This is a genomic window from Streptomyces nogalater, assembly GCF_039532885.1.
Classification (GTDB): domain Bacteria; phylum Actinomycetota; class Actinomycetes; order Streptomycetales; family Streptomycetaceae; genus Streptomyces; species Streptomyces nogalater.
Genome location: NZ_BAAASM010000019.1, coordinates 143,011 through 164,543, shown reverse-complemented (window position 1 = coordinate 164,543; position 21,533 = coordinate 143,011). Strand labels below are relative to the sequence as shown.

At 70.9% G+C, this 21,533-nt stretch carries 24 protein-coding genes; 10 read left to right on the top strand and 14 right to left on the bottom strand.

Going from position 1 to position 21,533, the window contains the following annotated elements:
* Window positions 1–230: 230 nt before the first annotated feature.
* The gene (locus ABD350_RS15725; protein ID WP_344348695.1) at window positions 231–1,706 is read left to right on the top strand and encodes a sensor histidine kinase; all 1,476 of its coding nucleotides are present in this window, start codon (window positions 231–233) and stop codon (window positions 1,704–1,706) included.
* A 269-nt stretch (window positions 1,707–1,975) separates the two neighbouring features.
* Here the strand turns inward: ABD350_RS15725 and ABD350_RS15720 are convergent, their stop codons facing one another.
* Window positions 1,976–2,233 (bottom strand): WhiB family transcriptional regulator, encoded by a 258-nt coding sequence (locus ABD350_RS15720; protein ID WP_003992873.1) that lies wholly within the window; start codon window positions 2,231–2,233, stop codon window positions 1,976–1,978.
* Window positions 2,234–2,554: 321 nt separating this feature from the next.
* Window positions 2,555–3,523, bottom strand: coding sequence for a diacylglycerol/lipid kinase family protein (locus tag ABD350_RS15715; RefSeq protein WP_344348694.1), 969 nt, complete (start codon window positions 3,521–3,523; stop codon window positions 2,555–2,557).
* A gap of 147 nt (window positions 3,524–3,670) precedes the next feature.
* Here ABD350_RS15715 and ABD350_RS15710 point away from each other — a divergent pair, with 147 nt between their 5' ends.
* On the top strand, window positions 3,671–4,123 hold the full coding sequence (locus ABD350_RS15710; protein WP_344348693.1) for a hypothetical protein: 453 nt from the start codon (window positions 3,671–3,673) through the stop codon (window positions 4,121–4,123).
* Between the two features lie 294 nt (window positions 4,124–4,417).
* On the opposite strand, the gene ABD350_RS15705 is transcribed toward ABD350_RS15710, so the two are convergent.
* The 3 genes from ABD350_RS15705 to ABD350_RS15695 form a co-directional block, all read right to left on the bottom strand.
* Window positions 4,418–5,530, bottom strand: a complete 1,113-nt coding sequence (locus ABD350_RS15705) for an RNA polymerase sigma factor SigF (protein WP_382466963.1) — start codon at window positions 5,528–5,530, stop codon at window positions 4,418–4,420.
* A 17-nt stretch (window positions 5,531–5,547) separates the two neighbouring features.
* Window positions 5,548–5,964, bottom strand: coding sequence for an ATP-binding protein (locus tag ABD350_RS15700; RefSeq protein WP_030609825.1), 417 nt, complete (start codon window positions 5,962–5,964; stop codon window positions 5,548–5,550).
* A 312-nt stretch (window positions 5,965–6,276) separates the two neighbouring features.
* A complete protein-coding gene (locus ABD350_RS15695; RefSeq protein WP_344348692.1) occupies window positions 6,277–6,537 on the bottom strand; it encodes a UBP-type zinc finger domain-containing protein in 261 nt (86 codons plus the stop codon).
* Between the two features lie 61 nt (window positions 6,538–6,598).
* Here ABD350_RS15695 and ABD350_RS15690 point away from each other — a divergent pair, with 61 nt between their 5' ends.
* Window positions 6,599–8,182 carry a Na+/H+ antiporter gene (locus ABD350_RS15690; RefSeq protein ID WP_344348691.1) on the top strand — a complete coding sequence of 528 codons (1,584 nt, stop codon included), beginning with the start codon at window positions 6,599–6,601 and terminating at the stop codon, window positions 8,180–8,182.
* Here the strand turns inward: ABD350_RS15690 and ABD350_RS15685 are convergent.
* Both ABD350_RS15685 and ABD350_RS15680 read right to left on the bottom strand, forming a co-directional pair.
* On the bottom strand, window positions 8,179–9,099 hold the full coding sequence (locus tag ABD350_RS15685; protein ID WP_344348690.1) for a 1-aminocyclopropane-1-carboxylate deaminase/D-cysteine desulfhydrase: 921 nt from the start codon (window positions 9,097–9,099) through the stop codon (window positions 8,179–8,181). The two genes, ABD350_RS15690 and ABD350_RS15685, sit on opposite strands and share 4 nt — an antisense overlap.
* Window positions 9,100–9,166: 67 nt before the next feature.
* Window positions 9,167–9,760, bottom strand: coding sequence for an N-acetylmuramoyl-L-alanine amidase (locus ABD350_RS15680; protein ID WP_344348689.1), 594 nt, complete (start codon window positions 9,758–9,760; stop codon window positions 9,167–9,169).
* A gap of 296 nt (window positions 9,761–10,056) precedes the next feature.
* Between ABD350_RS15680 and ABD350_RS15675 the strand changes: the two genes are divergently transcribed.
* The 4 genes from ABD350_RS15675 (at window position 10,057) to ABD350_RS15660 (ending at window position 13,477) form a co-directional block, all read left to right on the top strand.
* Window positions 10,057–11,463, top strand: coding sequence for a family 2B encapsulin nanocompartment shell protein (locus ABD350_RS15675; RefSeq protein WP_344348688.1), 1,407 nt, complete (start codon window positions 10,057–10,059; stop codon window positions 11,461–11,463).
* 112 nt (window positions 11,464–11,575) lie between these two features.
* Complete coding sequence (locus ABD350_RS15670; protein WP_344348687.1) at window positions 11,576–12,718, top strand: family 2 encapsulin nanocompartment cargo protein polyprenyl transferase; 1,143 nt, start codon at window positions 11,576–11,578, stop codon at window positions 12,716–12,718.
* A 177-nt stretch (window positions 12,719–12,895) separates the two neighbouring features.
* A complete protein-coding gene (locus ABD350_RS15665) occupies window positions 12,896–13,135 on the top strand; it encodes an LITAF-like zinc ribbon domain-containing protein (RefSeq protein WP_344348686.1) in 240 nt (79 codons plus the stop codon).
* 9 nt (window positions 13,136–13,144) lie between these two features.
* Entirely contained in the window at window positions 13,145–13,477 is a 333-nt protein-coding gene (locus tag ABD350_RS15660; protein ID WP_344348685.1) for a DUF952 domain-containing protein, read from the top strand.
* 33 nt (window positions 13,478–13,510) lie between these two features.
* Here the strand turns inward: ABD350_RS15660 and ABD350_RS15655 are convergent, their stop codons facing one another.
* The 3 genes from ABD350_RS15655 to sodN form a co-directional block, all read right to left on the bottom strand.
* Window positions 13,511–13,927 carry a VOC family protein gene (locus ABD350_RS15655; protein WP_344348684.1) on the bottom strand — a complete coding sequence of 139 codons (417 nt, stop codon included), beginning with the start codon at window positions 13,925–13,927 and terminating at the stop codon, window positions 13,511–13,513.
* A gap of 34 nt (window positions 13,928–13,961) precedes the next feature.
* The gene (locus ABD350_RS15650) at window positions 13,962–14,363 is read right to left on the bottom strand and encodes a helix-turn-helix transcriptional regulator (protein ID WP_344348683.1); all 402 of its coding nucleotides are present in this window, start codon (window positions 14,361–14,363) and stop codon (window positions 13,962–13,964) included.
* Between the two features lie 199 nt (window positions 14,364–14,562).
* On the bottom strand, window positions 14,563–14,958 hold the full coding sequence (sodN, locus tag ABD350_RS15645) for a superoxide dismutase, Ni (protein WP_344348682.1): 396 nt from the start codon (window positions 14,956–14,958) through the stop codon (window positions 14,563–14,565).
* A 145-nt stretch (window positions 14,959–15,103) separates the two neighbouring features.
* On the opposite strand from sodN, the gene sodX reads away from it, so the two are divergent.
* Window positions 15,104–15,538, top strand: coding sequence for a nickel-type superoxide dismutase maturation protease (sodX, locus tag ABD350_RS15640; RefSeq protein WP_344348708.1), 435 nt, complete (start codon window positions 15,104–15,106; stop codon window positions 15,536–15,538).
* On the opposite strand, the gene ABD350_RS15635 is transcribed toward sodX, so the two are convergent.
* A complete protein-coding gene (locus tag ABD350_RS15635; protein ID WP_344348681.1) occupies window positions 15,442–16,071 on the bottom strand; it encodes a CGNR zinc finger domain-containing protein in 630 nt (209 codons plus the stop codon). The two genes, sodX and ABD350_RS15635, sit on opposite strands and share 97 nt — an antisense overlap.
* 99 nt (window positions 16,072–16,170) lie before the next feature.
* Here ABD350_RS15635 and ABD350_RS15630 point away from each other — a divergent pair, with 99 nt between their 5' ends.
* On the top strand, window positions 16,171–16,929 hold the full coding sequence (locus ABD350_RS15630; protein ID WP_344348680.1) for a class I SAM-dependent methyltransferase: 759 nt from the start codon (window positions 16,171–16,173) through the stop codon (window positions 16,927–16,929).
* A 55-nt stretch (window positions 16,930–16,984) separates the two neighbouring features.
* Here ABD350_RS15630 and ABD350_RS15625 read toward each other — a convergent pair whose 3' ends face one another.
* Genes ABD350_RS15625 through ABD350_RS15615 form a run of 3 tightly spaced genes read right to left on the bottom strand, consistent with a single transcriptional unit; the run spans window position 16,985 to window position 19,719 of the window.
* Window positions 16,985–17,737, bottom strand: coding sequence for an amino acid ABC transporter ATP-binding protein (locus tag ABD350_RS15625; protein ID WP_344348707.1), 753 nt, complete (start codon window positions 17,735–17,737; stop codon window positions 16,985–16,987).
* 50 nt (window positions 17,738–17,787) lie between these two features.
* Complete coding sequence (locus ABD350_RS15620) at window positions 17,788–18,720, bottom strand: amino acid ABC transporter permease (RefSeq protein WP_344348679.1); 933 nt, start codon at window positions 18,718–18,720, stop codon at window positions 17,788–17,790.
* Window positions 18,721–18,759: 39 nt separating this feature from the next.
* Window positions 18,760–19,719: an ABC transporter substrate-binding protein gene (locus tag ABD350_RS15615; RefSeq protein WP_344348678.1), complete on the bottom strand. Its 960-nt coding sequence runs from the start codon at window positions 19,717–19,719 to the stop codon at window positions 18,760–18,762.
* A gap of 557 nt (window positions 19,720–20,276) precedes the next feature.
* Between ABD350_RS15615 and ABD350_RS15610 the strand changes: the two genes are divergently transcribed.
* Window positions 20,277–21,500, top strand: a complete 1,224-nt coding sequence (locus ABD350_RS15610) for an NAD(P)-dependent malic enzyme (RefSeq protein ID WP_344348676.1) — start codon at window positions 20,277–20,279, stop codon at window positions 21,498–21,500.
* The last annotated feature ends 33 nt before the right edge of the window (window positions 21,501–21,533 follow it).

The following is a 21,533-nucleotide window of genomic DNA, read 5'->3' as shown; positions in this document are numbered from 1 at the left end:
ATCGAACAACGACAAGCCTCCGTCTTCCCCGCACAGGAAGGCGGACCGAGGATCCGGTGCTCTCTGCCCTGACTGCCCCGGCTCCTCGACCTTCGGCCGACCGGGACCGCACACCCCACGGCCGTTGATGCTCCGGGCTGCGGTGCCGGGAGGGTTGAGGGTCCCTTCCAGGCGCCGCGGCCCGCGGGTGTTTTTTCGGCCACCGTCAGGCCCCGGGTACGCTCGCAGACGTGCCCTCCATGAACGAACTCGTACGCCAGCACACCGCCCTGGACGACTCCGACCTTGAGTGGCTCCACCTGCTGGTCTCGGAGTGGCAGTTGCTCTCCGACCTCTCCTTCGCCGACCTGGTGCTCTGGGTGCCCACCCGGGACGGCACCCGGTATGTCTCGGTCGCCCAGATGCGGCCCAACACCGGCCCGACCTCCTACCAGGACGACATGGTCGGCCACCTGGTCCCGCGCGGCCGGCGGCCGATGCTGGACGCGGCGCTGGACGAGGGCCGGATCGTGCGCGAGGGCGACCCGGAGTGGCGTGAGGAGGTGCCCGTACGGGTCGAGTCCATCCCGGTACGGCGTGAGGGCCGCGTCCTCGGCGTGATCGCCCGGAACACCAATCTGCTCACCGTGCGCACCCCGAGCCGCCTGGAGCTGACCTACCTCCAGAGCGCCTCCGACCTCGCGCAGATGATCGCCGCCGGATCCTTCCCGTTCCCCGGCCAGCAGGTCGACATGGACGCCTCCCCGCGCGTCGGCGACGGCCTGATCCGGCTGGACGCGGACGGCATCGTCCAGTACGCCTCCCCGAACGCCCTGTCCGCCTACCACCGGCTCGGCCTCGCCGCCGACCTGGTCGGTCACCACCTCGGGCAGACCACCGCCGAACTCGCCCCCACCCGCGGTCCGGTGGACGAGGCGCTGGCCAAGGTGGCCAGCGGCTGGGCGCCGCGCGAGTTCGAGATCGAGGCGAACGACGGTGTCATCCAGTTCCGGGCCATCCCGCTCAAGCCCAAGGGCACCCGCATCGGTTCGCTGGTGCTGCTCCGGGACGTGACCGAACTGCGGCGACGCGAGCGCGAGTTGATCACCAAGGACGCCACCATCCGGGAGATCCACCACCGGGTGAAGAACAACCTCCAGACGGTCGCGGCCCTGCTCCGCCTCCAGGCCCGGCGCATCGAGTCCGAGCGCGGCCGGGAGGCACTGGAGGAGGCGGTCCGCCGGGTCGGCTCCATCGCGATCGTGCACGAGACGCTGTCGCAGAACCTGGACGAGCGGGTCGAGTTCGACGACATCGCGGACCGGGTGCTGGCCATGGTCGCCGAGATCTCGCCGGGCAAGGTCACCGGCCGGCGCACCGGACGGTTCGGCATACTCGACGCCGAGGTGGCCACCCCGCTGTCCATGGTCCTCACCGAAGTCCTGCAGAACGCCCTGGAACACGGCTTCCGCGAGGGCGACACCGGCACGGTCGAGGTCTCCGCGGTGCGTGGCGGCACCACCAAGGAGGCGCGGCTGCTGGTCACCGTCCAGGACGACGGCGTCGGCCTGCCCGAGGGCTTCGACCCGCATCGCTCGGGCAACCTCGGTCTGCAGATCGTACGGACGCTGGTGGAGGGTGAGCTGGGGGGATCCTTCGACATGGTGCCCGCGTCCGGGCGCGGGACCCGGGTGATCCTCGACATCCCGGTGCGGGCCCAGAAGTAGGTGCCTTCCTCGCGGTGGCGCCTGGGGCGTCGGCAACTCCCTTGTCCGTCAACGTGTTTATCGGAGAAGGCGCCGACAAGGCGCTGCCCGGCGATGTGCTCGGGCACAGCAAAAAGCCCCGGACCGCCATTGGTCCGGGGCTGATGCTCGTTGCTGCTCTGCTTTATCGCTAAGCGCTCCGGGGGAACTGCGCGCTGCGGCTCGGGGGCGGGAGATGCGTACGTGCTGTGCGCGCCGCCAAGCTCAGGCTGTCAGCAGGGGTGGGTATGTCAGGCGGAGGCCTGACGGGCCCGGTTGCGGGCGGCGCGGCGCTTCATGGCGCGGCGCTCGTCCTCGCTGAGACCACCCCAGACGCCGGAGTCCTGACCGGACTCAAGCGCCCACTGCAGACACTGCTCGATCACCGGGCAGCGACGGCAGACGGCCTTGGCTTCCTCGATCTGCAGCAGCGCAGGACCGGTGTTGCCGATGGGGAAGAAGAGCTCGGGGTCTTCCTCGCGGCAAACGGCGTTGTGACGCCAGTCCATGGCTGCTACCTCTCCTTGGTATTACGTGCAGGTTGCTTGTGAATGTGAACGCTTTCACGAATCCCTCAACAAGTGAAGGGCCGACCGCCGAGTTCACACCCGGCGTGGTCCTTGGTTTGAAGAGGGGTTCCGGTGATCAGTGGAGGCCGGTGTTGCGGGCCGTCCCGATCGCCACGTAGAGACTCGCAAACCTCGGCGACGGATACAACCCCTTCCGGAAAGTTTTTTTTGATTCCTCGGTGTCGACTAGGTCACAGCCGTACTTCCATGGGGTGGATCCTGGCCTAAACGTTCGAGTGAAAGGACTTTTGCCCGTTCCGCTCACACAATCACACGCAGTGCACGGCGTACGCCTGTGAACGTCACGCTCGTACGCAGCCCGAGGTGGTCACCGTCCATCTGGAGGGGCAGCGGCACCTTCGAATGCAAGGTGAACTGGTCCAGATCGTGCAGGGAGACCGCGTGCTTTCCGTGCGGCCCGCGCTCGGGGGACGAAGTGAGCAACTGGGTGCCATACCGGGCAACCGCGGCCGTCGAGAGCCGGCTGAGCCCCAGCACGTCGATGCCGGTGTCGAACGACGCCTTGGGCGACGTGTACATGGGGCGATTGCCGAGGTACGTCCACGGGGACGTGTTCGAGACTATGGCGACGACGAGATCCTCGACGGGATCCGCGCCCGGCCGTTCCAGCGTGATCGTGCCGTTGCGGCGGTTCGGCTCCCCCAGGAACTGCCGGACCACCTGCCGGACGTACAGCGCGTGCGTCGACTTCTTCCCGCGCTCGCGCTGCTGCTCGACCCGGCCCACCACGCCCGCGTCGAAGCCGAGCCCGGCGTTGAAGGTGAACCAGCGGGCCGGCACGGCCTCGTCCTCGCTGCCCGGCGGGCCCGAGGTGAGCCCGAGGCCGACGATCCGCTCGGTTCCGTCGCGCAGCGCGTCCAGCAGCGCGCCGGTGGCCTCGACAGGATCGTTGGGCAGGCCCAGGGCCCGGGCGAAGACGTTGGTGGAGCCACCGGGGACGACGGCCAGACCGGGGAGGTGCTCCGGGTCCGGGCCGGCGTGCAGGAGGCCGTTGACGACCTCGTTGACCGTGCCGTCGCCGCCGAGCGCCACCACCAGGTCGATGTCGTCGCTCTCCGCCGCCTGCCGGCCGAGGTCGCGGGCGTGGCCGCGGTACTCGGTGGTGACCGCCTCCAGCTTCACCTCGCTCGCCAGCGCGTGGATGAGCACATCACGTCTGCGTGCGCTTGTGGTGGTAGCCGCCGGATTGACCACGAGAAGTGCACGCATGCATGGCAGCGTACCTACTGGGGGGTATCGGGCCCAGACCGAGGTAGGGATCCGGTAAGAGGCGGGGGCGTGAGCCTGGACACGCTCCGCCGGGCGCGTCCGCCGGGTGCCCGGCCGCCATCGGGGCGCGACGGCTACCCTTCAGGGGTGAGCAGTCAGCAGAAGCCCGCCCCCGCCACCGCCGAGACAGCCGCGACCGGGGAACCCCGTCCGCGCCGGCTGACGTATGCGGCGGTGCTGGCCGCGCTGGAGGGTGCCGCGCTGGTGATCGGCGGCCTGTGGGTGCTCGTCCGCGGGGTCACCGGGGAGCCGGACGACCGGCAGCAGGCCGTGACCCTCGGCATCACGCTGATCGTGCTCGCGCTGCTGCCGCTGCTCGCCGCGCGCGGGCTGCTGCTGCGGCGCGGGTGGAGCCGGGGACCCGCGGTGATCACCCAGCTCATGGCGCTCCCGGTGGCCTACAGCCTGGTCCAGGCCGACAGCATGGCCATCCCGGCCGGCATCGCCCTCGCCGCGATCGCCATCGCCACCCTGGTGCTCCTCGTCAACGCCGAGACGACCCGAGCCCTTGGCATCAAGGGCCCCGGCCGAGCCGAGTAGAGCCCGCCGGGGCGAGGCCGTCCGGGCAGGACGCACGAGACGAGGCCGCCCGGGCAGGACGGACGGGCAGACGGCCGGGACGAGGCCGCCGGCCGGGTCGGGGCGCACGGGGGACGGTGCCGACCGCGTGGGCCGCGGCTCACCGGACCGGCCGCAGCACTGACCGGGGCCGGCCGAGTGGGCCACGGTCGCCGAGCCGGTCGCGGTGCCGCCCGGAACTCGCCGGGCCGGTCGCGAGCGCTGACCGGGATGCGCCGAGTGGGTTGCGGCTCACCTCGTCGGGAGCGGGTGCGCTCACTCCTCCACGAGGAGCTTCTCCCGCAGCTGGGCCAGGGTGCGGGCCAGCAGCCGGGAGACGTGCATCTGGGAGATGCCGACCTCCTGCGCGATCTGCGACTGGGTCATGTTCCCGAAGAAGCGCAGCAGCAGGATCCGCTTCTCGCGCGGCGGCAGGTCCTCCAGCAGCGGCTTGAGGGACTCGCGGTACTCCACCCCCTCCAGCGCCTCGTCCTCGGCGCCCAGGGTGTCGGCGACCGCCGGCGACTCGTCGTCCGTATCGGGGACGTCCAGGGACAGCGTGGAGTACGCGTTCGCCGACTCCAGGCCCTCCAGGACCTCCTCCTCCGAGATGGCCAGCTTCTCGGCCAGCTCGTGGACCGTCGGCGACCGGCCGTGCAGCTGGGACAGCTCGGCCGTCGCGGTGGTCAGCGAGAGCCGCAGCTCCTGGAGCCGGCGCGGCACACGGACCGCCCAGCCCTTGTCGCGGAAGTGCCGCTTGATCTCGCCGACGACGGTCGGGGTGGCGTACGTGGAGAACTCCACCCCGCGCTCGGGGTCGAACCGGTCGACGGACTTGATCAGACCGATGGTGGCGACCTGGGTGAGGTCGTCCAGCGGCTCGCCGCGGTTGCGGAACCGGCGCGCCAGGTGCTCCACGAGCGGCAGATGCATACGCACCAGCTGGTTGCGCAGCTCCGCGTATTGCGGACTGCCCTCGGGCAGCGAGCGCAGCTCGACGAACATCGCCCGCGCCCCGCTGCGGTCCTGGACGCCGTGCTGCACGGCCTGCACGGCCTCCGTGTCCGGCGCGTCGTCCTCGGCGTATCGCTCGTGCTCGCTCATCGTCCCGCCCGTAGCCCTTCCCCGAGCCCTGGCCCCCGCGCGGACGGCGGATGCGGCGCCGTCGCGTGACGTCGGTGGCGTGCCCTGTCCGGCAGCGTCACCGTCGACCCGCGCGGAGCCGTCCTCCGGGTGCGGCCTGGCCTGCTCGGGGATGCCGTCGATGCCGTCCGCCGTGCGCCGGGACCCGTCCCGGGGGCCCGCCCCGGAGGTATCGGCGTCACCCGACCAGGAGGCACCCCCGTCCCCGGTCGGCAGCTCCCGTGTGCCGCGCTCTTCGTCCCGCACCGGCCCGTCCCCGTTCCTCAGGCCGGCCCTGGGCCGACACCACGCTGTTTGTAGAGGCTGATCGAGACCGTCTTGTCCTCGTCCACGGCGGACGAGACCTTGCCCGCGAGGGCCGACAGCACGGTCCAGGCGAAGGTGTCCCGCGAGGGGGCGTGGCCGTCCGTCGTGGGCGCCGACACCGTCACTTCCAGCGAGTCGTCGACAAGGCGGAAGACACAGCTGAGCACCGAGCCGGGCACGGCTTGCTGGAGCAGGATCGCGCAGGCCTCGTCCACGGCGATGCGCAGATCCTCGATCTCGTCCAGGGTGAAGTCCAAGCGAGCCGCCAGACCGGCCGTGGCCGTCCGCAGCACCGACAGGTAGGCACCCGCAGCCGGCAGCCGGACTTCCACGAAGTCCTGGTTCGCCGCGGGCTCGCCTGCGATCTGGGACACCCTCACCTCCATGGTGGTACAAGCTTTACGGGGCCGAGGGTCGCCCCCCGGGGTAACGCGTACGTGGTTCAAGCGGTGACGCTATCGCGCTCCGAACGTTCCTGTCCCCGGGACCCCAACCCCCTGGCGTCACTCACAGTAAAGCTCCGGATACGCTCCGTGTCTAGAGGGTGGGCGGGCCCAAATGGGAAGAGCGCGCGCCGGATTGACGTACCCAGACGTCAGACGCTCGAACCGTCGTGCGGAAGCCGCCACATGCAGTGTCACACGAGAACGCGCTCGGGTGAGAAGTCCCGTTCGAACGAACGCGGCTCAGACGAGCACGTGGTCGACGAAGCACCACCGCCAGTCCTCGCCGGGCTCGAAGGTCCGCATCACCGGGTGACCCGTCCGCGTGTGGTGCTCCGTCGCGTGCCGCCCCGGCGAGGAGTCGCAGCAGCCGACGTGCCCGCAGGTGAGGCACAGCCGGAGCTGCACCGGGTGCGTACCGTCCCGCAGGCACTCCGGACAGGTCGGGGCGAGCGGCGCCGGTTCCGGGTGCGGCAGCGCGTCGGCGTGCGTGCACTGTTTCATGATTGCCAGATTACGACGGGTGTGCGGATGACCGCGCCGAACAAGAGGGTGGGCGAGGACCTTGGACGTGATGCCGCTGCTGTTGCTGGTGGCGGGGAGCGCGGCGGTGGCCGCGGCGGCCCGGCGCACTCCCGCGCCGGCCCCGCTGCTGCTGGTCGCCGTCGGCCTGGCGGTCTCCTACATCCCCGGCGTCCCGTCGTACACCCTCGACCCGCACGTGGTCCTGCCCCTGCTGCTGCCCCCGCTGCTGTACACCTCGGCGAGCGACAGCTCCTACCTGGACCTGCGCGCGCAACTGCGGCCGGTGGCGCTGCTCTCGGTCGGCTACGTCCTCTTCGCGACGGTCGTCGTCGGCTGGGCCGCTTATGTGATCGTCCCCGGGCTGCCGCTGCCCGCCGCGCTGGTGCTGGGCGCGGTCGTGGCCCCGCCGGACGCGGTGGCCGCCACCGCGGTCGCGCGCCGGGTCGGCCTGCCCTCCCGGATCACCACCATCCTCCAGGGCGAGTCCCTGCTGAACGACGCCACCGCGATCACCGCCTACAAGGTGGCGCTCGGCGCCGCCGTCGGCGAGGGTGCCACCTGGGCCGGGGGCATCGGCGAGTTCGCGCTCGCCGCGGTCGGCGGGGTCGGGATCGGTCTGGTCCTCATGGCGCCCCTGCACTGGCTGCGCACCCACCTGACCGAGCCGCTGCTGCAGAACACGCTCTCTCTGCTGATCCCGTTCGTCGCCTACGGGGTCGCCGAGCAGTCGCACGCCTCCGGGGTGCTCGCCGTCGTGGTCGTCGCCCTCTACCTCGGCCACCGCGCGTGGGAGGTCGACTTCGCCACCCGGCTCCAGGAGGAGGCGGTGTGGAAGATGGTCGCCTTCGTGCTGGAGTCCGCGGTGTTCGCCCTGATCGGTCTGCAACTGCCGATCGTCCTCCAGCGGCTCGGCGAGTACGAGGGCGTCTCCGCGGCCTGGTACGCGGCCGCCGTCTTCCTGGTCGTCGTGGTGGCCCGGTTCGTCTGGGTCTACCCGGCCACCTTCCTGCCCCGGCTGCTGCCGGCACGCATCCGCGCGCGCGAGGAGAACCCCACCTGGCGGGGCGCGATGGTCACCTCGTGGGCCGGCATGCGCGGGGTCGTCTCCCTGGCCATCGCCTTCGCCATCCCGTCGACCATGGCCGACGGCCCGCGCAACCTGATCCTCTTCCTGACCTTCACCACCGTCATCGCCACCCTCGTCGTGCAGGGCGTGACGCTGCCGCCGCTGATCCGGCTGCTGCGCTTCCCCGGCCGCGACCGGCAGGCCGAGACCCTCGCCGAGGCCAACGCCCAGGCGCAGGCCTCGCGGGCCGCCGAGGCCCGGCTCGACGAACTGCTCGCCGACGAGCGCAACGCCCTGCCGCCGCCGCTCGTCGACCGGCTGCGCACCGTCCTGGAGCGCCGCCGCAACGCCGTCTGGGAGCGGCTCGGCCAGGTCAACCCGGTCACCGGCGAGTCCGTGGACGACACCTACCGCCGGCTGTCCCGGGAGATGATCAGCGCCGAACGCGAGGTCTTCGTCAGGCTCCGCGACCACCGCCACATCGACGACGAGATGCTGCGCGCCCTGCTGCGGCGTCTGGACCTGGAGGAGGCGGCGGCCTTCAGGGAGGCCGGTTAGCGCTGCGCGTCGGCTGCCGCGGGCTCCGGGAACGGCCGTCCGGTGACGACGGCGGCGATCGTGCTCCCGCGCGCGAAGGCGCCCTCTTCCGCGAGGGCGACAAGTCCGTAGAGCAACTTGGCGACATAGAGACGTTCCACCGGTAGTCCGTGCCGTTGCTCGAAGTCGCGTGCGAACGCCTCCAGTTCGGGAGTCCTACGGGCGTACCCGCCGAAGTGGAAGCGGTCGTCCAGGGACCAGGAGCCGGTACGGGCGCCGAAGGCACGTTCCTGCAGGGTCTGTATGTCGGCCTCCAGGAAGTCGCCCCTCAGCACCGGTATGCCGAGCGCGCGCCCGTCCGCCGCCAGCCCGGCGGCGAGTCCGGCGAGCGTGCCGCCGGTACCGCAGGCGACCGCGACGACCTCGGCGTGGCCGCGCAGTTCGGTGCCCAGCTCCCGGCAGCCGCGCACCGCCTCGGCGTTGCTGCCGCCCTCGGGGACGACGTACGCCCCCTCGGCGCCGGCCGCGCGCAGGATCCCGGCCAGGGTCTCCGGCTCGGTCTTGCGGCGGTACGTCGATCTGTCGACGAAGTGCAGCCGCATGCCGTCGGCCGCGCACCGGGCCAGGGACGGGTTGAGCGGGCGGCCGGCCAGCTCCTGACCACGCACCACGCCCGTGGTGGACAGGCCCAGCAGTCGGCCCGCGGCGGCGGTGGCCCGCAGGTGGTTGGAGTAGGCCCCGCCGAAGGTGACCAGGGGGCGGCCGCCGGCCGCAGCGATGTTCGGCACCAGCTTGCGCCACTTGTTGCCCACCAGGTGGGGGTGGACGAGGTCGTCACGCTTCAGCAGCAGCCGGAGCCCGTGACGCTCGAACCGGGGGTCCCGCGCCTCCTGGAGGGGCGAGGGGAGGTGCGGGGCGAGCGGGCCGGTGCTGGTCACGGCTCCATTGTCGCCCGCGGTGGGGTGTCCGGCCGCCGCCCGCGGCCGGCGGTGACCGCGACAGGGCCTAGTCCTTCAGCCGTTCCCGTACCCGCTCCCTCAGCGAGCGCATCGAGACCCCCCGCGGATCCACCTTCCCCGGCTGCCACTCCAGGTGGCCGATGACCGACCGCTCCGTCCAGCCGTGACGGCGGCACAGGGCCGCGGCGACCCGGACGATCGCCTCCAGCTGCTCGTCCGGCCACGGGTCCTCCCCGTCGCCGAGGTTCTCGCACTCGAAGCCGTAGAAGTGCCGGTTGCCGTCGGTGTTCGCCTCGTTGTCCGGCGGCAGCCCCCTCTCGGCGATCACGGCCCGCAGCACCTCGTCGTCGCCGAGCCCGGCGTGGTTGGCGCGGCCGTAGCCGACCAGGTGGACCCTGCCGTCCTTGGTGATCACGCCGTGGCACAGCGGGCCCGGCAGGTCCGGGTGGCCGTCGCGGCACAGGTCCACCGTCCGCTCGCTGCCCCGGGTCACCGTGTGGTGGATCATCACACCGTGGACGGGCCCCCAGGGACCCTTGTGATTGCGGTTGTGGTCCTGCCAGTCGCCGACCTCGACGACCGTGACGCCCTCGGCTTGGAGCGCGTCCAGGAATTCGCTCGCCGACATGGGTGGGGCCATGCCCGACTCCTTCGTTCCGTGCCCGTCCGGCCACGGAACGCGGCCGGATATCCTGCCTGCTTCTACCGAAACCGGACGACCCGGAACACATCGTTCGTACGGTGTGCGAGCCGATCCGGACAGCGGGCGGACGCCGTGCGCGCCTGTACGAAGTCCCTCTCTCTGCCCACTCATCCGATGATCCATTCCCGCTCTTTCGGGTAATGGCGCGGGCACACCCCGTGCTGGGACGCTCGGACGTGAGACCGGTGCCCGGTGCACTGCGGCACCGGGCATACATGGGAGGGCATTTCTTTATGTCGGTAGGCGAAGAGGTCCGTACCGATCAGAACAGGCCGCAGCAGTCCCTCGGGACGGCGGCAGCGCGGAATCTGGCCACCACCACCAAGTCCGTACCGCAGATGCAGGAGATCAGCTCACGCTGGCTGCTGCGCACGCTTCCCTGGGTCGACGTCCAGGGCGGCACCTATCGGGTGAACCGACGGCTGACCTATGCCGTCGGGGACGGCCGCATCACCTTTGTGAAGACCGGGGACCAGGTGGAGGTCATCCCGAACGAACTGGGCGAACTGCCGGCCCTGCGGTCGTACGCCGACGAGGAGGTGCTGGCGGAACTGGCCCGCCGCTGCCGCCAACGCGAAGTCGCCCCCGGCGAGGTGATCGCCGACTTCGGCCACCGGACCGACGAGGTGTACCTGCTCGCCCACGGCCGGGTGGAGAAGATCGGCACGGGTCCCTACGGCGACGACGCCGTCCTCGGGGTCCTCGCCGACGGCGCCTACTTCGGCGACCAGGCGCTGCTCGACCCGGAGGCGATCTGGGAGTACACCGTCCGCGCCGACACCGCGACCACGGTGCTGGTGCTCAGCCGTCAGGACTTCCAGCAGGTCGCCGAGCGCTCCGACTCGCTGAGCGCCCACCTGGAACGGCTGCGCTCGATCCCCCGGCAGCGGACCAACAAGTACGGCGAGAAGGAGGTCGAGCTGGCGGCCGGCCACTCCGGCGAGCCCGACATCCCGCACACCTTCGTGGACTACGAGCCGCGGCCCCGCGAGTACGAGTTGAGCATCGCCCAGACCGTGCTGCGCATCCACACGCGCGTGGCCGACCTTTACAACCAGCCGATGAACCAGACCGAGCAGCAGCTGCGGCTCACGGTCGAGGCGCTGAAGGAGCGCCAGGAGCACGAGCTGATCAACAACCCCGAGTTCGGCCTGCTCAGCAACTGCGAGTACGACCAGCGGATCCAGCCGCACGACGGCGCGCCGAGCCCGGACGACATGGACGAGCTGCTCAGCCGCCGCCGGGGCACCAAGCTCTTCCTGGCCCACCCGCGCGCGATCGCCGCGTTCGGCCGCGAGCTGAACAAGCGGGGCCTGGTCCCGGAGACGATCGACATCGGCGGCAACCGCATCCCCACCTGGCGCGGGGTGCCGATCTACCCCTGCAACAAGATCCCGGTCAGCGAGGCCCGTACGACATCCATCATCGCCATGCGTACCGGCGAGTCCGAGCAGGGCGTCATCGGTCTGCGGCAGTCCGGCATCCCGGACGAGATCGAACCGAGCCTGTCCGTCCGGTTCATGGGCATCAACGAGCAGGCCATCATCAAATACCTGGTGACGGCCTACTACTCGGCCGCCGTGCTGGTGCCCGACGCGCTCGGTGTCCTGGAGAACGTCGAGATCGGCCGGTGGAGGTGACGTTTCCGCACGTGGTGGCCGTGTTTGCGGCCGCCCGCAGGGGTAGGCCCTCGGGGAACGCGTCCGGGCGGCCCGGTGGCATCGGCTCGCGCGGACCTGGCGAGGGGGAGGCATGGCCGAGTACATGACGGAGACCGACGAGCGTTCCCCCGCGGTGCCGCATTCCGGCACGGCGGGGGAGCCCCGGGAGACCACGGGGGCCGCCACCGGTCCGTTCGACGGGCAGGAGGCCCTGGCGCAGCTGGAGCGCACCCGGACCCTGGTCTACCCGGAGTTGCGCGCGGCCGTGGAGTCACTGCCCGGTGCCATGCGCCGGATCGGGCTCTACCACTTCGGCTGGCAGCACGCCGACGGCACACCGGCGGCGGGCAACGCGGGCAAGGCGATCCGGCCGGCGCTGGTGCTGGCGGCGGCCGCGGCGCTCGGTGGCCCGGCGGCCCGGGAGGCGGCGGTCCGGGCCGCGGCGGCGGTCGAACTGGTCCACAACTTCACGTTGTTGCACGACGACGTGATGGACCGGGACACCACCCGCCGGCACCGGCCGACGGCGTGGACCGTGTTCGGGGACACCGATGCCATCCTCGCCGGTGACGCGCTCCAGGCGCTGGCCCTGCGGCTGCTCGCCGAGGACCCGCACCCCGCCTCCGTGCCGGCCGCGGCCCGGCTCGCGGCCTGCGTGGTGGAGCTGTGCGAGGGGCAGCACGCGGACACCGACCTGGAGCAGCGCGCTCCGGACGCGGTGACGCTGGACGAGGTGCTCGCCATGGCCGAGGCCAAGACCGGAGCGCTGCTGGGCTGCGCGTGCGCGCTCGGCGCGCTGTACGCGGGAGCCGGTGCGCAGGAGGTGGCCGCACTGGACGGCTTCGGCCGTCAGGCCGGGCTCGCCTTCCAGCTGATCGACGACGTGATCGGGATATGGGGAGACCCGCGGCACACCGGCAAGCCGGTCGGCGCGGACCTCGCCGCCCGTAAAAAGTCCCTGCCGGTGGTGGCGGCGCTCACCTCCGGCGCGCCGGAGGCGTCCGAGCTGGCCGCGCTGTACGGGAAGCCGTACCTCGGCGAGGAGGCGGAGACCGGGGAGATCGCGCGTACGGCACTGGCGGTGGAGCGGGCCGGCGGCCGGGACTGGGCACAGGCCGAGGCGGCCGATCGGATGGCCCGGGCCATGCAGGAACTGGCCCGCGCGGTCCCCGACCCGGAGGCGGCGGGCGGTCTGCTGGCGCTCGCCGAGTTCGTCACCCGGCGCAGCAACTGAGGGCCGACGGCCGGCGGCCGAGGAGAACCCGCAGGCTCCGGGTCCGGGTGGCGCCTGACCCCGCACGGCCGACCAAGGCTCCGGACCGGGGCCCCGCGCACCCCACAGTGTGCGGGGCCACCGCTTTCCGCCGCGGTCCGGGCGGCGGGAGGCGATGAGGGCGCCTACCCTGAGGGCATGGGCGGCGAGCAAGCCGACTGTCCCGTCTGCGGACAGTCCGTGGAGACGGTCGTCAAGCGGCACAAGACGCTGGGCGCCTGGGTGCCGGTCTGGGGCCGCGGGCCGTGCCGCAACCCGGGCTGCACGGCGTACACCGGCTCCGGCGGCACGGAGAGCGACCGGCATCCTGGTCCGGGTCCGGCCGCCGGCGGGCGGAATGACGGCGGCCGGGCGTCTGGGCGGCCGGGTACGCCGTAGCTTGGGTGGATGCCGAAACCGTCGTACATCCTGCACCTCACCGAACGCTCCCTGTGGGAGGCGGCGCGTGAGCGCGGTTCCTATGAGCTGTCCACCCGGGGCCGCACCCTCCAGGAGGAGGGCTTCATCCACTGCTCCGGCCGCGAGCAGCTCCCGCGCGTCGCCGCGTTCCTCTACGGCGACTACGACGGCCCGGACGAACTGGTCGTCCTGGTCGTGGACCCGGCCCGGGTCGGGGCGCCGGTGCGCTACGAGTCCGCCGAGCCGGGCGGGGAGGAGTTCCCGCACGTGTACGGGCCCCTCCCGGCCGAGGCCGTGGTGGACGTGGAGCCCTGGGGCTGAACCGGGCCGCACCCACCGGCCGGCCGGTCGCCGTCAGGACGCCGGGCGTTCGATGAAGCGGAGCTGATTGCCCGCAGGGTCCCGGAAGGCGCAGTCCCGGACCCCGTACGGCTGGTCCATCGGCTCCTGGAGGACGTCGGCGCCGGACTCCCGCACCCGCTCGTACAGCGCGTCGCAGTCGGGTGTGGTGAAGATGACACCGCGCAGCAGGCCCTTGGCGAGGAGTTCGTTGAGGGCCTGCTTGTCCGAGGGCGAGGCGTCCGGGCTCGCGTCCGGCGGCTCCAGCACGATCTCCACGTCCGGCTGGAGCGGGGAGCCCACGGTCACCCAGCGCATCCCCTCGAAGCCCACGTCGTTGCGGATCTCCATGCCCAGCACATCGCGGTAGAAGGCGATGGCCTTGTCATGGTCGTCCACCGCGAGGAAACACTGCGCGAGTTTCACGTCCATGGGCTCACCCTAGATCCGGCCGGCGCCCCGCGCCTCAGTAGGGGCGGCGGCGCGGCCTGGTCAGTCTGCGCGCCACACACGGCGGGATCGCGGCGCTCTCCTCGTGGTCGCGGGCGCGGTAGGCGCTCGGTGTCTCGCCGACCAGCTCGGTGAAGCGGGAACTGAAGGAGCCGAGGGAGGTACAGCCGACGGCGAGGCACACCTCGGTCACGGTGAGGTCGCCCCGGCGCAGCAGGGTCTTGGCCCGCTCGATCCGCCGGGTCATGAGATAGCCGTAGGGGGTCTCGCCGAACGCCTTGCGGAAGCTGCGCTGGAAGTGGCCGGAGGACATCAGGGCGTCGCGGGCCAGCTCGGTCATGTCGAGCGGTTCGGCGTACTCACGGTCCATACGGTCGCGCACCCGCCGCAGCCGTCTCAGGTCCTCCAGTGCGGTCACCCGCCCAGCCTCCCACAGTGCCGTCCGGAAAACCGGTACGAGGGTGGCGCCTTGGGACGGCACGGCCGGGAAGTCGTCGTGGCCGGAGGCGACTTCGGCCGTGGACGGCGGAGGACCGGGCGGTGTGCGTGCCGCCGGGAAGAACCGCACCCGGTCCGCGGGTGCGCGGGCCGGGTGCGGTCAGGAGGTGCTCAGGCGGTCAGGCCTGCTTGGTCTCCCAGAAGATCTTGGCGATCTGCTCGATGTAGTCCAGAGCCTTCTGGCCCGTCGCCGGGTCGGTGGACGCCTTGGCGGCCGAGAGGGCCTTCAGGGTGTCGTTGACCAGCTGGTGCAGCTCCGGGTACTTCTCGAAGTGCGGGGCCTTGAAGTAGTCGCTCCACAGGACGGAGACGTGGTGCTTCGCCAGCTCGGCGCGCTGCTCCTTGATGACGGTGGCGCGGGCCTGGAAGTGCGGGTCGGCGTTGCCGGCCATCTTCTCCTGGACGGCCTTGACCGACTCCGCCTCGATGCGGGCCTGGGCCGGGTCGTACACGCCGCAGGGCAGGTCGCAGTGGGCGCTGACCTTGACCTTGGGGGCAAACAGGCGGGAAAGCATGGAGCATTCCTTCCTCGTGATCGTCTTCTCAGGTGCGACATTACTCCCTGAGGAACGCGATTTCTCGGCTGCCCCCTGGGGCTTAGGACAAAAGTCCAGGGTGAGACTGAGACTGGTGGAGGAACGGACCGGGGAGGTGCCGGGGATGCCGGAACTGTCGCAGGAGACCGAGCGGGGGAGGGGGATGGCGCCCTTCGGGCTGGCGGAGGTGACCGGCCCGTCCATGGTGCCCACGCTGCACCACGGGGACCAGCTGCTGGTGCGGTACGGGGGTGTGGTGCGGCCCGGGGACGTGGTGGTGCTGCGCCATCCCTTCCAGCAGGACCTGCTGGTGGTCAAGCGGGCCGTGGAGCGGCGCGACGGCGGCTGGTGGGTGCTGGGGGACAACCCGTACGCGGGTGGGGACAGCACGGACTACGGGGTGGTGCCCGAGGAACTGATCCTGGGCAAGGCGCTGTTCCGGTTCCGCCCGGCCGGCGCCGGTCAGCGGTCGCCGCTCACGCTGCTGCGCTGGGCGCTCTCGGCGGTCCGGCCGCTGCTGCCCGACCGGTCGGCCTCCAGGCGTTTGCGGGCCCGGTAGGCGGCCACGTTGGCGCGGGTGGCGCAGCGGTCCGAGCAGTAGCGGCGGGAGCGGTTGGTGGAGGTGTCCAGGTAGGCGTTGCGGCACGGGGGCGCCTGGCACAGGCCGAGGCGGTCGACGCCGTACTCGGTGAGGTGGAAGGCGAGGCCCATCGCCGCGATCGCCGCGTAGCCGGCGGTGGCGTTGGAGGGGTGGTCGGCCAGGTGCATGTGCCACAGCGGCCGGCCGTCGTCGTCCCGGTAGTCGTGCCCGGAGATCTGCGGGCTGACCGGGAACTCCAGCAGCAGTGAGTTCAGCAGGTCCACGGCCAGGGTCTCGTCGCCCTGGTCGGCGGCCTCGAAGACCGCGCGCAGCCGTGCCCGGACCGAGCGGAAGCGGGTCACGTCCGCGTCCGTGGCGCGGCGGGCGGCCGACGCGTTGACGCCGAAAAGGTCGCGGACGGCCTCGACCGTGGTCAGGGTGTCCTTGCCCCGGGCCGGCTCCTCGCTGTTGACGAGGCGTACGGCGTAATCCGAGTAATAGGCCAGTTCCACTTGTAGTCCTTACGCGGGCGTCTTATGGTCGTGTCTGCGGTCGGGTAAGAGCCGGTCGTGCTTCCAGGGTATTACGCGAGATGAGGGGAGTCGGCTTTCATGGCGACGAGTACCGGAACCGACTGGGCGGCCTGGCAGGAGAGCTGGGACCGGCAGCAGGAGTGGTACATGCCGGACCGCGAGGAACGCTTCCGCATCATGCTCGACATGGTCGAGGCGCTCGTGGGCACGGCACCGCGCGTGCTCGACCTGGCCTGCGGCACCGGCAGCATCACCGCGCGGCTGCTGCGCCGCTTCCCCGAGGCCACCAGCACCGGCGTCGACCTGGACCCGGCGCTGCTCGCCATCGCGCACGGCACCTTCGACGGCGACGACCGCGTCCGGCTCGTCACCGCCGACCTGAAGGACCCCGGCTGGACGGCGAAGCTGCCGTACGACTCCTACGACGCGGTGCTCACCGCCACTGCCCTGCACTGGCTGCACGCCGAACCCCTCGCGGCCCTCTACGGCCAGATCGCGGGACTGGTCCGCGACGGCGGTGTCTTCATGAACGCGGACCACATGATCGACGAGACCACGCCCCGTATCAACGCCGCCGAGCGCGTCCAGCGGCACGCCCGCATGGAACAGGCCAAGCGGGACGGCGCCCTGGACTGGGCCGACTGGTGGCGGCTGGCGGCCGAGGACCCGGTCCTCGCCGAGCCGACCGCCCGCCGCTTCGAGATCTACGGCGAGCACGCGGACGGGGACATGCCGCCGGTGCGGTGGCACGCGCGCGTGCTGCGCGAGAAGGGGTTCACCGAGGCCCGGCCGGTGTGGGCCTCACCGTCGGACACGCTGCTGCTCGCGCTGAAGTAGGCGGGGCACACGCGAGGGGCGGTACGGGTCGCCCGTACCGCCCCCCACGCGCGGGTCACAGGACCTTGGACAGGAACGACTGGGTCCGCTCGTGGCGCGGGTTGGTCAGGACGTCCCTGGGGTGGCCGGATTCGACCACCACGCCGCCGTCCATGAAGACCAGGCTGTCGCCCACCTCGCGGGCGAAGCCCATCTCGTGGGTGACGACGACCATGGTCATGCCGGACTCGGCGAGGTCCCGCATGACGTCCAGGACGTCGCCGACCAGCTCGGGATCCAGGGCCGAGGTCGGCTCGTCGAACAGCATCAGCTTCGGCTCCATCGCCAGCGCCCGGGCGATCGCCACCCGCTGCTGCTGGCCGCCGGAAAGCTGGGAGGGGTAGTGCCCGGCCCGGTCGGCCAGGCCCACGCGCTCCAGCAGCCGCATGGCCCGCTCCCGGGCCTCGCCGCGGCTCACGCCCTTCACCTGCACCGGCGCCTCCATGACGTTCTCCGCGGCCGTCATGTGCGGGAACAGGTTGAAGCGCTGGAAGACCATGCCGATGTCGCGGCGCTTCATGGCGACCTCGCGGTCGCGCAGCTCGTACAGCTTGTCGCCCTGCTGGCGGTAGCCGACCAGCTCGCCGTCGACGTACAGCCGCCCGGCGTTGATCTTCTCCAGGTGGTTGATGCAGCGCAGGAAGGTCGACTTCCCGGAGCCGGAGGGGCCGATCAGGCAGAACACCTCGCCCGGCTTCACCTCCAGGTCGATGCCCTTGAGCACCTCCACCTGGCCGAAGGACTTGTGCACGCCCTCCGCCTTGACCATGGCGACCGCGTCCCGCGGCCGGGTGTCCTGCGTCTTGCTCAGCTTGTCGGTCATGCCGTGACCTTCCTGCCGGAGAAGGTCGTCAGATTCTTCTTCACCTTCTGCCACGGGGTCGGGGGGAGGGTGCGGCTGGAGCCGCGGGCGTAGTACCGCTCCAGGTAGTACTGGCCCACGCTCAGCACCGAGGTCATGATCAGGTACCAGGCCGCGGCGAGGAAGTACATCTCCACCGGGGCGCCGGAGTTCTGGCCGATGTCCTGGGCGTAGCGGAAGAGTTCCGCGAACTGGACCTGCGCCACGAGCGAGGTCGTCTTCAGCATGTTGATCACTTCGTTGCCCGTGGGCGGCACGATCACCCGCATCGCCTGCGGGATCACCACCCGGCGCAGGGTCTTGCCGTGGCTCATGCCGAGCGCGTGCGCCGCCTCGGTCTGGCCCTCGTCCACCGCGAGCAGGCCGGCCCGGCAGATCTCGGCCATGTACGCCGCCTCGTTCAGACCCAGGCCGAGCAGCGCCGTCAGCAGCGGCGTCATAAAGCTCGACCAGTAGTCCTTGTAGATCGGCATCAGGTTGATGTACTCGAAGACCAGGCCCAGGTTGAACCACAGGAACAGCTGGACCAGGACCGGGGTGCCGCGGAAGAACCAGATGTAGAACCAGGCGATCGCCGAGGTCACCGGGTTCTTCGACAGCCGCATCACCGCCAGGACGATGCCGCCGACGATGCCGATCAGCATCGACAGGACCGTCAGCAGGAGCGTCTTGCCGACACCGGTCATGATCCGGTCGTCGAAGAAGTAGTCGGGTATCGCGTGCCAGTTGATCTTGCCTTGGGCGAACGCGTTGATGATCGCGAAGAGGACCGCGATCGCGATGACGGCGGTGACGTACCGTCCGTAGTGCCTCACCGGGATGGCCTTGATGGCCTCGGCGCCGGCCGGGGGCGTGTCCTTCGGACCCGCCGTCTTGTCGATGTCAGTCACGGGTAGTACCTCTCGGTGGCCGCTGCTGTCTGTCGCGGGTCACTTGCCGCCGTTGATGACGGACTCCTTGACGGCGCCGTCCTGGGCGCCCCACTTTTCGAGGATCTTCTGGTACTCGCCGTTCTTGATGATCGCGTTCATCGCCGCCTGGAGGGCGTCCCGCAGCTGGGTCTCCTCCTTGGAGACCGCGATGCCGTACGGAGCCGCCTCGACCTGGTCGCCGACCAGCTCGAAGTCCTTGCCGCCGCCGGAGGTCTTCACGGCGTACGCGGCGACCGGGAAGTCGGCGGACACGGCGTCCACACCGCCCGAGCGCAGCCGGGTCTGGGCCTGCTGGTTGTCGTCGAACGCCTCGATGGAGAGCTTCTTGCCCTTCGGACACTTCTCGGCCTGCTGCTTGGCCAGGTCGTCCGAGGTGGTGCCGCGCTGCACGGCCACCTTCTTGCCGCACAGGTCGGCCCAGGTCTTTATGCCCTCGGTGTCTCCCTTGCGGGTGTATATGGAGACACCGGCGGTCAGGTAGTCGACGAAGTCGACGCCCTCGCCGACGTGCTTGCCGGTGTCGGGGTCGACGCCCTCCTGACGGTTCTTGTTGTCCGTCATCGCCGACATCGCGATGTCGTACCGGTCCGAACGCAGACCCGTGAGCAGCGCGTCGAAGGTGCCGTTCTGGAACTCGAACGTCACCCCGAGCTGCTTGCCCAGGGCCTCCGCCAGGTCCGGGTCCAGGCCGACCACCTTGCCGGAGGAGTCCTTGTACTCCACGGGGGCGTACGCGATGTCCGAACCGACCCGGATCTTGCCCTTGCCCCGGATGTCCTGCGGGAGCCTGTCGGCGAGCGGGGCGCTGTCGGCGGACGCGCTGCCGGAGTCCTTGTTCTTGTCCTTGGTCTGGTCACCGCAGCCGGTGAGCAGCAGGGCGCCTGCGACCGCGATCGCACCGACCGCGGCAAGACGGGAGCGCGCGGCGGTGGTACGACGGGTGGAGCTTGCGGTCATCGTGGTTCCTCCGGCGGATGGGAAGAGTTGCCGATGGGTCGACGGAAACACACACCTTCGGGTGTCGCGACCTCGTGGGTTTACGGCATCTTGCCATTCGGACTACGCCATTCAGGGGCGTCACTATGTCAAAATCGGATAACGGGTGACCCCCGAACCGCATCAGGTCGGTACAACCTTGGTCCATAGCCGCAGGACCATCTACGGGAAACCGTCCCTCCGGCCGGAGAATCTTCGGCGTGTCTCACTATGTGGTCGGCCGGGCCCCTCTGAGGCTTGCGCGATTTCACGCCATTTCCGTCCGTCGATCGCGCGCCATCTCCGCGCCATCCGGCCGTTCCGGGATGTGACCTTGGACCTATTGGACTCGTCGCGGGCACCGTCCGTCCGGTAAGAAGGTTCTTTACACCCCTCATCCGGGGCTCAGAGCGCGTGTGCGGCGCGCCCGTCGCGTATGGCCTCGTACGTATCAGCAATCGGGCCGTACGCGGTGCCCGCCCACCCCTCACCAGGAGTGGTCGACCCTCAAACCATGCATACCTAAGGGGTAAGACAAAGTGGCAGCGGAGATCGTCAATCCTCGCAGCGACAGCACAACGGACCAGGACGGCGGGGCCGAGCCCCTCGATTCCTTCGATCCGGCGTTCGCGCTGCACCGCGGCGGCAAGATGGCCGTGCAGGCCACCGTGCCGGTCCGCGACAAGGACGACCTTTCCCTCGCGTACACGCCCGGCGTCGCGCGCGTGTGCACCGCGATCGCGGAACAGCCCGAGCTGGTCAACGACTACACGTGGAAATCCAATGTGGTCGCCGTCGTCACCGACGGTACGGCCGTGCTCGGGCTCGGGGACATCGGTCCCCAGGCCTCCCTCCCCGTGATGGAGGGCAAGGCCATCCTGTTCAAGCAGTTCGGTGGCGTGGACGCGGTCCCGATCGCCCTCGACTGCACCGACGTCGACGACATCGTGGAGACCGTCGTCCGGCTCGCTCCCTCCTTCGGCGGAGTGAACCTGGAGGACATCTCGGCCCCACGGTGCTTCGAGATCGAGCGCCGGCTCCAGGAGCGACTGGACATCCCGGTCTTCCACGACGACCAGCACGGCACGGCCGTCGTCACGCTCGCTGCGCTGCGCAACGCGGCGCGGCTGAGCGGTCGCGAGATCGGGCAGCTGCGGGCCGTCATCTCGGGCGCCGGCGCGGCCGGGGTCGCCATCGCCAAGATGCTGGTCGAGGCCGGCATCGGGGACGTGGCGGTGACGGACCGCAAGGGTGTGGTGTCGGCCGACCGGGACGACCTGACCCCGGTCAAGCGCGAGCTGGCCGGATTCACCAACAAGGCCGGCCTCACCGGCTCGCTGGAGAACGCCCTGGCGGGTGCGGACGTCTTCATCGGCGTCTCCGGCGGTACGGTCCCGGAGGAGGCCGTGGCCTCCATGGCGGAGGGCGCCTTCGTGTTCGCGATGGCCAACCCGAACCCCGAGGTGCACCCCGACGTCGCGCACAAGTACGCGGCGGTCGTCGCCACCGGGCGCTCGGACTTCCCCAACCAGATCAACAACGTGCTGGCCTTCCCCGGCATCTTCGCCGGCGCGCTCCAGGTGCGGGCCACGCGGATCACGGAGGGGATGAAGATCGCCGCCGCGGAGGCGCTGGCCGCGGTGGTCGGTGACGACCTCGCCGCCGACTACGTGATCCCGTCGCCGTTCGACGAGCGGGTCGCTCCCGCCGTCACCGCGGCGGTCGCGGCCGCCGCGCGCGCCGAGGGCGTCGCCCGCCGGTGACCTCCCGCTGAACGGACCCGCCCGGAAGGGCGG

Bases quoted from the DNA above. Each gene is read 5' to 3' on its own strand.
- ABD350_RS15720 (WP_003992873.1), bottom strand. From the start codon at position 2,233: ATGGACTGGCGTCACAACGCCGTTTGCCGCGAGGAAGACCCCGAGCTC.
- ABD350_RS15715 (WP_344348694.1), bottom strand. From the start codon at position 3,523: ATGCGTGCACTTCTCGTGGTCAATCCGGCGGCTACCACCACAAGCGCA.
- ABD350_RS15695 (WP_344348692.1), bottom strand. From the start codon at position 6,537: ATGAAACAGTGCACGCACGCCGACGCGCTGCCGCACCCGGAACCGGCG.
- ABD350_RS15680 (WP_344348689.1), bottom strand. From the start codon at position 9,760: ATGGCCCCACCCATGTCGGCGAGCGAATTCCTGGACGCGCTCCAAGCC.
- ABD350_RS15675 (WP_344348688.1), top strand. From the start codon at position 10,057: ATGTCGGTAGGCGAAGAGGTCCGTACCGATCAGAACAGGCCGCAGCAG.
- ABD350_RS15670 (WP_344348687.1), top strand. From the start codon at position 11,576: ATGGCCGAGTACATGACGGAGACCGACGAGCGTTCCCCCGCGGTGCCG.
- ABD350_RS15665 (WP_344348686.1), top strand. From the start codon at position 12,896: ATGGGCGGCGAGCAAGCCGACTGTCCCGTCTGCGGACAGTCCGTGGAG.
- ABD350_RS15660 (WP_344348685.1), top strand. From the start codon at position 13,145: ATGCCGAAACCGTCGTACATCCTGCACCTCACCGAACGCTCCCTGTGG.
- ABD350_RS15655 (WP_344348684.1), bottom strand. From the start codon at position 13,927: ATGGACGTGAAACTCGCGCAGTGTTTCCTCGCGGTGGACGACCATGAC.
- sodN (WP_344348682.1), bottom strand. From the start codon at position 14,958: ATGCTTTCCCGCCTGTTTGCCCCCAAGGTCAAGGTCAGCGCCCACTGC.
- sodX (WP_344348708.1), top strand. From the start codon at position 15,104: ATGCCGGAACTGTCGCAGGAGACCGAGCGGGGGAGGGGGATGGCGCCC.
- ABD350_RS15630 (WP_344348680.1), top strand. From the start codon at position 16,171: ATGGCGACGAGTACCGGAACCGACTGGGCGGCCTGGCAGGAGAGCTGG.
- ABD350_RS15625 (WP_344348707.1), bottom strand. From the start codon at position 17,737: ATGGTCAAGGCGGAGGGCGTGCACAAGTCCTTCGGCCAGGTGGAGGTG.
- ABD350_RS15615 (WP_344348678.1), bottom strand. From the start codon at position 19,719: ATGACCGCAAGCTCCACCCGTCGTACCACCGCCGCGCGCTCCCGTCTT.